We start from the raw sequence: 12100 nt of genomic DNA on the forward strand, positions 1-12100 counted from the left end.
GCTACAAAACAGCTCTGTTTACCAGGCAGGCAACATACTAATACCGCCCAAAACAGCCGACTACATCAGTGCGTACTGGTCCCTACACCAAACTCATTTGTCGCCACATCGACTCCCACGGGTAACGAAAACTGTCGTCCTCGCGCCGGGACGGGACCGCAAAATGACCGGGAACTATACGTTTACACCAGCCATCTTTCACGCGTACCAACTGATGCAGCCGTTTAACTGCGATAAGTGTGGATTTTTGAATCGATCGGTTCACGCATAGAGAGCGTCCACGTGATAGATGTAATCCAGATAGACGGTTAGGATATGGACGGAGGTACCCCGAGGACTACGATTAGGCCGAGCAGCATCAAAGCGAGAAGTCGATCTGATCAACCCCGCGCTACGCGGGGTTAGAACAATATTATTTTATCAATTCCCCACAGAGCCGAACATGATGAGTACTCCCGGAACGGTGAGTGTCGTGATTCCGACGTACAACCGGGCAGAGGTACTCGGCAAATCGATCGATAGCGCTCTCGCACAAACCTATGAGAACGTCGAAGTCGTCGTCGTCGACGACGCCTCCATGGACAAGACGGAACGGCTCGTCGGGGAGTACGGCGGGGACATCTTGTACCACTGTTTTGAGGAGAATCAGGGGGCGAACGCGGCCCGAAACAAGGGAATTGAACTCGCTGAGGGAGCGTTCGTGGCGTTCCTTGACGCGGACGACTATTGGCGACCCGAGAAACTGGAACGACAGATGCAGGCGTTTGAAAACGCTCCGGATTACTGCGGCCTCGTCCATACCGCTATCGAGATCCAAAATTTCGACGGCGAGACTATTGATAAGGTTCCAACAACCTCGCCAGACGACCCAAAACGACGGCTGCTACTTGGAGACTATGTCGGCACGTTCTCCAGCGTGGTCGTGAAGTCTCGAGTGTTCGATACCATCAAACCCCTAAAGCGAGAACTCCCGAGCTGGCAGGATTGGGAGTTCTATCTTCGGGTTGCCGACAAGTATGACTTCCGAGCTGTCGACGACCACCTGACAGTCAAACGCTCGGGAAAAGACGACCAAATCAGCAAGAATCTTGAGCCCCTCCTAGAGACAACGTATCCGTTCTTCGAGTCCAAGATTCGTCGCGATGCAGCCGCGTACGGTGCGATGTTCAAGCGGCGAGCTCTCGCCAGACTCCGGATGGAGGTCGGGGACGCAGCTCTCGTGAATCGTGATACCAAGACCGCGAGAAGGTATTTTTTGAGTGGACTCGCTGCGTACCCGTTCGAATCAAAACTGGTCGCTTACTTCCTCCTCTCTCTGTTTGGTATGAACGCGTACGATGCTGCACTGAAAGCGAGACGTATGGTCACAACATGATGGCGGGTCAGGAGAGATATCGGCTTCCGAACGACGAAGGCACGTCGTCATGGGGTAGGAATCGTCGATGAAAACACCTGTAAACGTCAACCTGATACAGGGGTCCATAATCACCTTCGTCTGGGACAGTCTCGATAAGATCGCCAGTTTTGATCTGTCTCTAACGCGATATTGCTAAAACTATTCGCACACGATGATGTTTATTGTCCTATTTCTTAAAAGATGCGTTCGATAGCATTCCGATTTCCATGTTGAATGATTTAAACTCGATAGCCATCTTCGGCGAGAACAGATCCGAGATAGTCTCCGTCATCGACGAGAAATTCCACGTTATTGAGCTGGTAGCGCCAGTGTAGCTCGGTCAGAAACCATCGTGTTGTCTGTTTATTTGCGGTCGGATAGAGGCTTACGTGAAGAATTTCGTTCGTCTGTGATCAACCGCGTCGCACAGCCAGAACTGCTGGTCGTGGAGGCGGATCATCTTTTCGTCAACCGCGAGTTGATCCTCGGAGACGGTTGAGATCGGCTGTAGATCGGCCTTATGAACCCAGTTATGGATCGCAACATGACTCCGCTTGATCCAAACAGTTCAAGATGCTTACTTACCTCACGTAGTGACATGCCGGCCAAGTGACAGCAGATCCCTACTTCAATCGCCCAGCGCGGAGTTCGATCTCGCTTCACAAACGACAAGTCGATTCATGCGATACGTTCGCTTAGGCACTCGGTTTCGGCCATCGACACTCTGAAGTCGAGCGCCTCATCCTCAAACTTAACGCGACGCACCGACGAAAGGTAGAATTGAAGTGCTGGCGTCCGTAGTTACTGTGGATGAAATCTATCATGAGGCGGGTTAGCAGTATCTACAGGAAGGAGGGTCTAGTCGCGCTTCTGCGGCGGTCAAGCAATTACGTGTTGGAGTCCGCCTCAAAAAAATTAGGGCAACCAATCTTGGAGTGGAGATACCCGGACGACGGGTTCAACGTGCTGGACGAGGACTGGGACACGTTGGTCATCTTTGACTGTGCGCGATATGATGTCTTCACAGACGTTGTCGGGGAAGATGTCTCTCCTCGACGGTCCGTTGCCTCCGTCACTGCGAACTTCCTCAGGCGGACGTTCTCTAAACGAACTGCCCACGACACCGTCTACCTGTCCGCGAATCCCATCGTCGGGAAGAACGAGGAACACCTGAACACGTACAAACTTGTGAAATCGTGGGAGAGTCGTTCCAGTACGACGAGGAAAGGACAGGAGAGCCCAGGGATCATGGATCCCAAACCGCTGCTGGAACGATCCGTCGAACTCCACGAGAAGCACCCGAACAAACGCCACGTCGTCCATCTGCTTCCCCCGCACACCCCTCACGAACTGAAAGACGGAGGCCCAGTTCCCGAAGACTCACCCTACCGGAACTACAAAGCGGCGATGAAACACGGAATCTCGCCGGCCGAGATGTTGGATGTCTACGAAGAAAACCTGCTGAACGCGGTCCAATTAACCAAGGAGGCCCTCGCAGACGTCGACGGAAAGGTGGTGTTCACGGCCGATCACGGGGAGCTACTTGGGGAAGGGATGCCGCTCTGGATGAAAGTGCTCCACCACCGCTGGGGGAACCAGTTCTCGAAGTACGACTTTGGCCACTACAGCAACTGTAACGTCAGCGAGTTGCGAGAGGTACCTTGGTACGTCTTCCAAGATGGTGACCGACGAGAGATCGTTGCCGAAGAGCCCATCGGTTCGACACGCGTGGACGAATCCGTCGAGGCGCATCTGGAGGCACTTGGTTACAGATAGCTCCGGCCTCGACACCACACTGTGGTTTCGATCACTCCTCGAACACGTTGTCGAACAGGGCTCGCTCCTTGATGCTCTCCGCTGTGCTGGCTATCCCCGCCGACTCGGTGCCGCTGTTGCGGTCCATCCGGACGACGGCATCCGTCAGTCGCTGCACGTCGAGTCCGTCTCGTACGTCGAAAAAATACTGGCTCTGGTCGAACCGTCGCAGCAGTTCGTCGTATTTCACGGCCCACCCGATCGCCACGACCGGTACTCCGTGTTTGTATCCGTGAACGATGGAGTGATATCTCGACGCAATCATGTATTCGAACTGTGCGATCAACGCCTCAAGTTCGGGCGCGTCGAAGTCGTCGTCGAGCATATGGACGGCATTGACTCGCGTAAATGGTTCGCAGATCGCCTTGCAGAGTTCTAAGTCCTCGGTCGAGTGACGCAGAACATATACCTCCTTGTCCAGCTCCAGCAGGCAATCGATTAGCTGCTCGTACATCGCATAGAACAATTCATTTGACGTTCGTTCGAACACCTTTGAATTGGGCACGATTCCGACGGCATCGTCGGGGAGGGTCCGAACCTCGATACCACGGTCGGTCACGTAGATGTTCTCCAAGTCGTACTCGCCGCCCTGAAGAACAATGTCGAACTCTCGCCGGACGTTTGCTCTCGTGTACGGTTCGAGTGCCCTGACCCCGTCTTCCTCCCGAGGACAGATCATCTTCGGGTACGGAAGATATGTTCTCATGAGCGGATCGAGGAGGAGTCTCATCGGCAGGGAGTAGTCGAACGGACCGATTGACTGGGGGAGAATGTACATCGGAACACTGTACATCCGCGCGAGGAGGACCGTCGTGAGATACGAAAACGACATTCTGGCCCCCATCTGTGAGGACAGAGCGTATCCGTTGATGTCCAAGATCATGCGACAGTCTTCGAACGCGTTTCGAACTGACCGGTGGACTTCAGTCGGGTGCGACTGAGTGTTCGTCAGGTTCGCGTACGGTGCTAGGAGTGAAAGCTGAATCTCCGAGTCCCATGGAAGGATTTCAAACGTGTACGCGTCCTTCTCCGCAGGGTCGCGAAGATAGTCCTGTTCGGACAGCAGATAGACTCTCTTGTTCGGGTATCTTCTCGAGATCTCGTCGACCACGGTGTACGTCATCGCCTGAGCACCCTTGTTGAATAGCTCCCCACCGGAAATGAGGATCGACGACCCATCGTCACGTGTTCCCGAATGATCGTCGCTCGTCAGGCGATCGTATAATGCTCGGGCTTCCGCGGAGGAAACGAGAGAGATGTTACGCACGACGTCGCGAATCGACATGTGTACAGCCAAGACTGTCAGCGAATATAATACACTCGGTAGACGAAAGGTGGAATTCAAGTGCTGGCGTCCGTAGTTACTGTGGATGAAATCTATCACGAAGAAGATTAGCAGTATTTACAAGGAGGAGGGTCTTGTCGCGCTTCTGAGGCGGTCGAGCAATTTCATCACGGATCGATTCTTTCAGACGGTCGTCTGGAACGCCGTACCGAAAGATCGGACGCTTCGGCTCATCGCCCGATCTCGAGTTCTGACGGCACTTTACTTTCTGCTTTCGGGGACCTTCTACCGGGAGCAGCGGTCGGTACTCTGGGGGATCGCCTCCTATAGCGAGTCCGAAGAGACGGGTGACGAACCCCACTTCCGCATCATCCGTAACGTCCACCGGATCGAGAAGGGGCTGTCCATGAAGGATCGGCGGCCGGTGTTCGCCGAATCGTATATCGAGCAGGTCGTTGCCGATCTTCGGTCCACGTGGGACCGTGACGGTGATAAACGACTTGAGTGGGCAGTGGATGTACTGGCGGAGTACTTCGATACCGTCGAAATGACGCCGCCAATCTCTGCCGCGAAGTCGAATTTCGACGAGTTCCTCGCCGAGATAGCGTATCGCCCGACCGATCAAACGCCGTTTCGTCGGGACGAGATCGACGGATCCGGGGTCCGCCCGGAAGCGTTGGAACAGCTTTCGAGACAGCGAACGAGTACCCGGTGGTTCGAAGACAAAGACGTCCCCCGAGAGAAACTGGACAGTGCGATCAAGGTGGCGTTACAGTCTCCCAGCGCCTGTAACCGGCAGTCCTACGAATTTCGACTGTTCGACGACCGGGAACTGATCGATTCGGTCTCGTCGCTCGCGATGGGGGCAACCGGCTACCGAGAGAACATCCCGTGTCTTGGAGTAATCGTCGGTAAGCAGCGTGCGTACTTCGACGACCGGGATCGACACGTCATCTACATCGACGCCAGTCTTGCGGCGATGGCTTTCCAGTTCTCCCTGGAGACGCAGGGACTGGCCTCGTGCTGTATCAACTGGCCCGCTATTCCGCATCGAGAGCGGAAAATCGAGACCCTGTTGAACCTCGACCCCGACGAATGCGTCGTCATGATGATGGCGATTGGGTACCCAGATCCGGACGAGAAGGTCCCGTACTCCAAGAAGATGGGGGTCGAGGACGCCCGCTCCTACAACGAGCTGTGAAGTCAGTTCGATTCCCCACCCGACGAGCGATCGATTTCGTCCAGTAAATGTCGCAACTGGGACACGTCAACGTGAAGGTCGCTGTTGTACGTGTCGTCAGCGGTGGAAACGCCTCGTAGGCAGTGGTAATCGTGCCCGAGCAGGCGTGCAATTTCGAAGTACGGCGGTTTGATCACGTCGTTGAATATCTCGACGATGGCACAATCGTCTGCCCAGATCATGTCGGTCAACCCTGCGCCGTGGACGCCGACGATCAGCGACGCCCTGCTGAACAGCTCGACCTGTTCGTCGAACCGCAGATCCTCGGTCGTGTAAGTCTTGATATCGTACTCCTTTAGGACGGTCGAAACCTCCGCTCTGTTCGTTATCTTCCGGGTTCGAGCCTTCTCGCGGGAGACGAATATCCGCTCGTCGCCGCAGGCAGGCGCTGCGCCGTTCCGGTCGACTTCCGACCCCACCCGTTCGTTCAGCCATCGACAGACCGGGACCGTTGGTTCCGTGAAACTCGGCTGAACTAGGTTGTCCACGGAGACGACGCCACCCTCCCAACCAATACAGTCCTCGAGACTGTACCCCAGCAGTTCGAGAGATTCCTCGATGTACGACGGTGGCTCCGCCGGGACGACGAGTTCCACCTGGACGTCGCGGTTCCGCTTCAGGTACTCCAGCGCCCGAAGTTTCGGCAGATGCTCGATCACCCAGTGATAGTAGTTGTCCCAACTGTTGACCAGCGAGCAGGCGTACGACAGTTCTTGGTGGGGATCGCGGCTGATCATCTCGGCGATGGTTCTTCGGTCGGTCAGGGTGCGCGCTACTGCCTGCTTCAATCTGTACCCCTCCTCTCCGGATGGCTCTATGGCCTCACAGACGATGGTGTCGTCGTCGATGACGGGAATCGCGTCTGGTCCCACAAGTTCAACCTCGGGAACGACGAATAGATGTTGGTCGGTGTAGGAGTATCGGGGCAGGTTCCTGAACCCCCTGGAAGACGGGTCGACGCCGAACGGTGTCCGTGCGTCGGGGGCTGCCGTGGACTCGTCCAACTTCACCTGCCAGGTGATCCGGTGGTCGTCGATCAGATCCTCCGTTCTGGCCAGATCGAACTGCGTCAGTACGATAGGGGCCACCGCTTTAGACGCTCTGTCGAGGGCCAGCGCTCGCCCGGCCCGGTACGTGGCGAGTGGGCCATCTCGTTCCCACTTCCTTCGCGCTTTGCCGACGAGCGCTCCCACTCTCATTATTACGTTTGTATTGTTTGTAACAGTATATTCGGGTTTCGGATCCGGAACGGCTGATATCTCGGTACCCAGCGGAGGTGAAACGAACACGTCCTCCCGATCCAGTCTAGAGATTTCCTGCTTCAAACCGACACTGCTCTAGGTCGTTTTCGCGGGACATTGATCGGATGACATCCGGTCCTAAGGGTTCCGTGTGCTGGTCAGTCCCTCCTCCATGATGTCGTGGAGGTGGATGATTCCCTCAAACGTGTTGTCGCTGTCGGCGACGACGAGTTGCGTAATGTTATTTTCTTCGAGGAGTTCGAGCGCTTCGACCGCCGAAACGTCGGGGGTGATGGTCACCGGGTCGGTGATCATCACCTCCTCGGCCACGACGTCGTGGAGATCCGTGTCGTCCTGAAGGAGTCTCCGGATGTCGCCGTCGGTCAGTATCCCTAAGACCTGCCCGTGCTGGTTCTGTACGACGGCGATGCCCTTGCCACCCTTGCTCATTTTCAGTGCGACCTCGGCGAGCGTATCATCCGGGTGGGTCCTCGGAATGTCGCCGTAGAGTAGGTCGCTCGCGTCTAGGAGGAGTCGTTTCCCGATAGTACCGCTCGGGTGGAACTGCCCGAAGTCGTCTTTCGTGAACCCCTTCCGTTCCATGAGTGCGTTCGCGATACAGTCACCGATCACGATGGTCGTCGTGGTGCTGGCCATAGGAACGAGATCGACGACAGACCCCTCCTCTGAAATCCGCGTGTCGACGATCCGGTCAGCACTGCGACCAAGTTTCGAATCGGGACTCGACGTGATGGTGATCGTCATGGGATCGAACGGCTCTATGAACTTTTGGAGTTCCACGATTTCGTTCGTGTTCCCGCTGTTCGACACGAAAATCACGATATCGTCCTCGGCCAGGACTCCGATGTCACCGTGTAACGCCTCAACCGGGTGAATGAAGTGGGAGGAGACGCCGATGCTATTGAACGTCGACACTATTTTTTTGGCGACATCTCCCGATTTTCCGACGCCGGTGAACACGATCCGACCGTCGGAGGCGTCGATCATCTCTGCGACCCTCTTTATCTGGTCGACCGTCTCCTCATTCAGGAGGTCCGCGACGCAAGCGGCTTGGAGTTCGATCGTCCGTTCTATGGTCGTGATCGTGTCGTCGCCCGTCGAGTCCGCACGGTCTCTACTCATCTTTGACGGTGGAGTCGATCGCTAGCCACTGCTCAACCAACGAGTCCACGCGGCTGAGCGGTAGCTGCGTCGCGGCGTCACACTTCGCTGACGGTGGATCTGGATGTACTTCCGCGAATATCCCGGCAACTCCGGTCGCAAGCGCTGCGCGCGCCAGCGTGGGTGCGAACCGACGATCACCACCGCTGCTGTCTCCATGTGAACCGGGTCGCTGTACGGAGTGTGTCGTGTCGAAGACGACCGGTTTGCCGATGTCCTTCATGATGTCTATATTTCGGAAGTCTACAACGAGATTATTGTAGCCGTACATGGCGCCGCGTTCGCAAAGGAGGATCCGTTCATTGCCCGTGGATTCGATCTTGTCGACGACGTTTTCCATTCCCTCCGCGGAGAGAAACTGCCCCTTCTTCACGTTGATCGGGAGCCCGGTTTCTCCGGCGGCTGTCAGCATGTCCGTCTGCCTGGAGAGAAATGCAGGCACTTGGAGAACGTCCACGACATCCGCGACGCGAGACGCCTGATCTGGCGTGTGAAAATCGGTGATGATCGGGAGGTCGTATCGAGTCTTCACCATTTGGAGGATTTCGAGCCCCCGATCCAGTCCAGGCCCGCGATACGAGTCGATCGATGACCGGTTCGCCTTATCGAACGAGCTCTTGAAAACCACGTCGATGTCGTGTGTCTCGCCGACGGTTTTCAGCGTCTCCGCCGTCTCCAGTACCTGCTCTTCGGACTCGATAACGCAGGGACCAGCGATCAGAAAGAACTCCGAGTCGTTAGCGACGGATATCCGGTCGCTAATTTTCATTCTCGTCATTACCACGAAGTTGTTGCTCTACGACCGCAATATCTCTTTCTACATTGACCTCCTTCGACTCGTAGTCGGTTTCGACGGTCTGAATATCGTATCCGTTTTCGAGCAGGCGTAGTTGCTCCAAGTTCTCGCGAGTTTCCAAATCGGAGCGCATACTCACGTAATCCAACAGCTGTTCGGTCTCGAAGGCGTAGAGGCCTATGTGCTTGTAAGTTGAGCCGAGCTGGCCGTCTGACGGGATGAGTGACCGAGAGAAGTAGAGTGCCCGGTTCTCGCTGTCGGTGACGACCTTCACCACGTTCTCGTCGTTCAGTTCTGATTCCTCGTCGATGGGTGATATCGGCGTCGCAACCCGTGGGGCGGTCGTCCGGAGCGTCTCCACCACCGAATCGATGACATCCGGTCGAATGAGGGGCTCGTCACCCTGGATGTTGACGGTAAACATCGCACCGACTTCACGGGCCACCTCGGCGACCCTGTCTGTCCCGGTTTGATGGTCGGGACTCGTCATCATCGCCGTTCCGCCGACCGATTCAATCGTATCGACGATACGCTCGTCATCGGTCGCCACCACGACCCGATCGAGGGTCGTTGCCCGATTCGCGCGTTCGTATACGTGGGTGATCATCGGCTTTCCGTCGATGTCGACGAGTGGTTTTCCTGGAAGCCGCGTGGAGCCGTATCTAGCGGGTATTACTCCCAGAACGGTGCCGGAACCATTCCGTAGCGTGTCCAGAATATCTCGCACGGCCCCCTCGCCACCGTCGAAGCTACTCACATAGTCACACCGGCGCCTCACCCGCCGCACTACGTCCGCTGGACAGCAGGCAACTCCGACGCTCTCCATCGCTTCCAGGTCCGTCGGCTCGTCCCCAATGTACGCCACCTGCGACCGATCGATCCCCCGTCGTTGGACTATCGATCTGACTATTCCGCTTTTGTCGGAAACGCCCTGATAGAACTCCTCGACATCAAGTTCTTCTGCGCGTCGCGCGACCGCCTGGGACTCGCGAGACGTGACGATGACAAAGTCCCGGTCCTCTTCCTGGATCCACCGCACGATCCCGTAACCATCTTTTACGTTGAACGACTTAAACAGCTCTTCGTCCTTCCCGTAGTGAAGCTTCGAGTCAGTGAGGACGCCATCCACGTCGCTGATTACCAGCCGGATCGTATCTCCCATGGCTCTGTAGAGATTACTGGCTCCGATATAACTTTCCTCCTAGACGCTACCCGCTCGACTGGATGGCGTAGAGGTCGGCGTACTCCCCGTCCTCCACGATCAATTCCTCGTGCGTCCCCGACTCGACGATTCGGCCCTCCTCGACCGTGTGTATCTGATCGGCGTTCTGCACCGTGGACAGGCGGTGGGCGATCGTAATTATTCCGTGGTCGCGTTCCATGGCCTCGATGGAGGCCTGGACCTCTCGTTCGAGGTTGGAGTCGAGGTCGCTCGTGGCCTCGTCCAAGACAAGAAAGTCGGCGTCGGTCAGGAGCGCTCGGGCCAGGGCGACCCGCTGACGCTGCCCGCCGGACAGTCTGACACCGTCGTCACCAAGTTGCGAGTCGAATCCGTCCGGGAGGTCGTCGATGAATTCGTCGACCCGGGCTATCTCACAGACTCTGTTGACTTCGCGCTGATCGGCGTCTCTGTTGCCGACCGTGATGTTCCCTCGGAGCGTATCGTTGAAGATGTACGGCTGCTGTCTGACGACTGCGATGCGCTCCCTCCACGCGCGCAGGTCGAACTCCTCGATTGGCGTTCCGTCCGCGGTGATCCGTCCAGTGTCGGGGTCGTAGAACCTCGCGAGGAGCGAAACGATGGTCGACTTCCCTGCGCCCGACTGGCCGACGAAGGCGACGAACTCGTCCCGGTCGACCGAGAACGAAATCCCGTTCAGCACAGTCTCGTCATCCGTGTACGAGAAGTGAACGTCGTCGAAGGCGATGGACGAAACCTCGTCCGGTTCGACGTCGCCATCCGATTCTCGCTGGGCCTGAAACGTGTCGACGAACTCCTGCGTGCGAACCAGGTGTGACAGGTTTCCCTCGACGTGGTAGACGCTGCTGTTCAGACGACTGACAAGCGGTGTAAGTCGAAACATCGCGAGAAAGAAGATCCCGAGCGCGCCGAGGTTGAGACGACTATAGGTAAATCCGATGTAGATGAGGAAGAAGAGCGTGAGCGCGGCGGCGAGGTCGTAGAAATTCTGAATGGCGGCCTTGTTTCGCGCGAGGTCGATCGACGACGAGCGGTACTCGCTGATCCACTCGTCGAACTTCCTGAAAACCTCCGTTGCGAGACCGAACAGTTTAACATCCCGGATCCCTTGTGTCCCGGCCTGCGCAGCCTCCTGAACCCGTTCGTTTGCGTTAGCCACTCGCGAACCGACTGTGTAGGCCGGTTCGATGACCTCCCGCAGGAGGTACGTGATTCCACCGAGTAGCACGATGGCCAACACCGTCATCCGCGGAGCAATGTAGAACATCACCGCGAGGTAGACCAGCGCCAGGAAGAGGGTTTCCAGCGACTTCACTGCGAATTTGATCACCTTTCCAGAGTATCGGGTCTCCGTGATGATCGCGTTGAGAATGTCGTCCGACCCCTCCTGATCGAAGTACTGGACTTGGGCGTCCAGCGCCGTGTCGAACGTTCGAGTCCGCAGCGTTTCCTCGTAGTTCATTTGGAGAATTGATCGGAGCCATGCCACGACAAATGACGATGTGAACCGAATTGTCATAGCTAGTCCAACTCCGATGATCAGAAACTCCAGATCGAACGGGATACTGAGGATTGAGTACACTCGCAGGAAGACTCCCAAAAACCCGTCTGCCTGGGTGATCGGATCTTCAGCCTGTGCGACCTCTAGGATTGGCCAGATGAAGCTCAGTCCGATCCCCTCAAGTAACGCAGTGAAACCGCCGAAAGCAACAATAATAAGAGTGAGCTTTGGGCGATACACTACAACTCGCCGGAGGGCAGTGATCTTCTCCTCCCAGGTAATATTCTCCTCGGAGCCAGACATTCAGATAAGATGTTTTTTATCTCGCTTGATAAGAGTTGTGAAGAAGCGAGGCGCAGCGGCCACCTGACGCCGCCCACTGCTGCCCGACCGCAATCGAAACGGCGACGGAGTGGGGGTATGTCTGACGTTCACACCTGCCA

9 protein-coding genes and 1 pseudogene are annotated in these 12100 nt (G+C 56.4%); 3 read left to right on the plus strand and 7 right to left on the minus strand.

Going from position 1 to position 12100, the window contains the following annotated elements:
- The first annotated feature begins 442 nt into the window (after nucleotides 1-442).
- On the plus strand, nucleotides 443-1375 hold the full coding sequence (locus CPZ01_RS03225) for a glycosyltransferase family 2 protein (protein ID WP_096393407.1): 933 nt from the start codon (nucleotides 443-445) through the stop codon (nucleotides 1373-1375).
- A gap of 203 nt (nucleotides 1376-1578) precedes the next feature.
- On the opposite strand, the pseudogene CPZ01_RS15780 reads toward CPZ01_RS03225, so the two are convergent.
- Nucleotides 1579-2074: pseudogene (locus CPZ01_RS15780) on the minus strand (IS6 family transposase); the annotation flags it as partial.
- A 132-nt stretch (nucleotides 2075-2206) separates the two neighbouring features.
- Here CPZ01_RS15780 and CPZ01_RS03235 point away from each other — a divergent pair.
- A complete protein-coding gene (locus tag CPZ01_RS03235; protein WP_096393408.1) occupies nucleotides 2207-3172 on the plus strand; it encodes an alkaline phosphatase family protein in 966 nt (321 codons plus the stop codon).
- Between the two features lie 31 nt (nucleotides 3173-3203).
- Here the strand turns inward: CPZ01_RS03235 and CPZ01_RS03240 are convergent, their stop codons facing one another.
- The gene (locus tag CPZ01_RS03240; protein ID WP_096393409.1) at nucleotides 3204-4496 is read right to left on the minus strand and encodes a polysaccharide pyruvyl transferase family protein; all 1293 of its coding nucleotides are present in this window, start codon (nucleotides 4494-4496) and stop codon (nucleotides 3204-3206) included.
- Between the two features lie 85 nt (nucleotides 4497-4581).
- On the opposite strand from CPZ01_RS03240, the gene CPZ01_RS03245 reads away from it, so the two are divergent.
- The gene (locus tag CPZ01_RS03245; RefSeq protein WP_096393410.1) at nucleotides 4582-5697 is read left to right on the plus strand and encodes a nitroreductase family protein; all 1116 of its coding nucleotides are present in this window, start codon (nucleotides 4582-4584) and stop codon (nucleotides 5695-5697) included.
- A gap of 2 nt (nucleotides 5698-5699) precedes the next feature.
- Here the strand turns inward: CPZ01_RS03245 and CPZ01_RS03250 are convergent, their stop codons facing one another.
- From CPZ01_RS03250 to CPZ01_RS03270, 5 genes are read right to left on the minus strand one after another with little or no spacing between them, the layout of a single operon-like run.
- Nucleotides 5700-7061, minus strand: a complete 1362-nt coding sequence (locus CPZ01_RS03250; protein ID WP_157745915.1) for a glycosyltransferase family 61 protein — start codon at nucleotides 7059-7061, stop codon at nucleotides 5700-5702.
- Nucleotides 7062-7115: 54 nt separating this feature from the next.
- Nucleotides 7116-8120, minus strand: a complete 1005-nt coding sequence (locus CPZ01_RS03255) for a KpsF/GutQ family sugar-phosphate isomerase (protein WP_096393412.1) — start codon at nucleotides 8118-8120, stop codon at nucleotides 7116-7118.
- On the minus strand, nucleotides 8113-8937 hold the full coding sequence (gene kdsA / locus CPZ01_RS03260) for a 3-deoxy-8-phosphooctulonate synthase (protein WP_096393413.1): 825 nt from the start codon (nucleotides 8935-8937) through the stop codon (nucleotides 8113-8115). The genes CPZ01_RS03255 and kdsA overlap by 8 nt, the downstream gene beginning before the upstream one ends.
- Nucleotides 8918-10117, minus strand: coding sequence for a 3-deoxy-manno-octulosonate cytidylyltransferase (gene kdsB / locus CPZ01_RS15335; protein WP_172863924.1), 1200 nt, complete (start codon nucleotides 10115-10117; stop codon nucleotides 8918-8920). Before kdsB ends, kdsA begins: the two co-directional genes overlap by 20 nt.
- A 46-nt stretch (nucleotides 10118-10163) precedes the next feature.
- The gene (locus CPZ01_RS03270; protein WP_096393414.1) at nucleotides 10164-11960 is read right to left on the minus strand and encodes an ABC transporter ATP-binding protein; all 1797 of its coding nucleotides are present in this window, start codon (nucleotides 11958-11960) and stop codon (nucleotides 10164-10166) included.
- Nucleotides 11961-12100: the final 140 nt, after the last annotated feature.

The organism is Halorubrum trapanicum (assembly GCF_002355655.1).
In the GTDB taxonomy this organism is placed as follows: Archaea; Halobacteriota; Halobacteria; order Halobacteriales; family Haloferacaceae; genus Halorubrum; species Halorubrum trapanicum_A.

Excerpts from the sequence above, each read along its gene's own strand:
- CPZ01_RS03235 (WP_096393408.1), top strand. The coding sequence starts at position 2,207 with ATGAAATCTATCATGAGGCGGGTTAGCAGTATCTACAGGAAGGAGGGT.
- CPZ01_RS03255 (WP_096393412.1), bottom strand. The coding sequence starts at position 8,120 with ATGAGTAGAGACCGTGCGGACTCGACGGGCGACGACACGATCACGACC.
- CPZ01_RS03225 (WP_096393407.1), top strand. The coding sequence starts at position 443 with ATGATGAGTACTCCCGGAACGGTGAGTGTCGTGATTCCGACGTACAAC.
- kdsA (WP_096393413.1), bottom strand. The coding sequence starts at position 8,937 with ATGACGAGAATGAAAATTAGCGACCGGATATCCGTCGCTAACGACTCG.
- CPZ01_RS03270 (WP_096393414.1), bottom strand. The coding sequence starts at position 11,960 with ATGTCTGGCTCCGAGGAGAATATTACCTGGGAGGAGAAGATCACTGCC.
- CPZ01_RS03245 (WP_096393410.1), top strand. The coding sequence starts at position 4,582 with ATGAAATCTATCACGAAGAAGATTAGCAGTATTTACAAGGAGGAGGGT.
- CPZ01_RS03240 (WP_096393409.1), bottom strand. The coding sequence starts at position 4,496 with ATGTCGATTCGCGACGTCGTGCGTAACATCTCTCTCGTTTCCTCCGCG.
- kdsB (WP_172863924.1), bottom strand. The coding sequence starts at position 10,117 with ATGGGAGATACGATCCGGCTGGTAATCAGCGACGTGGATGGCGTCCTC.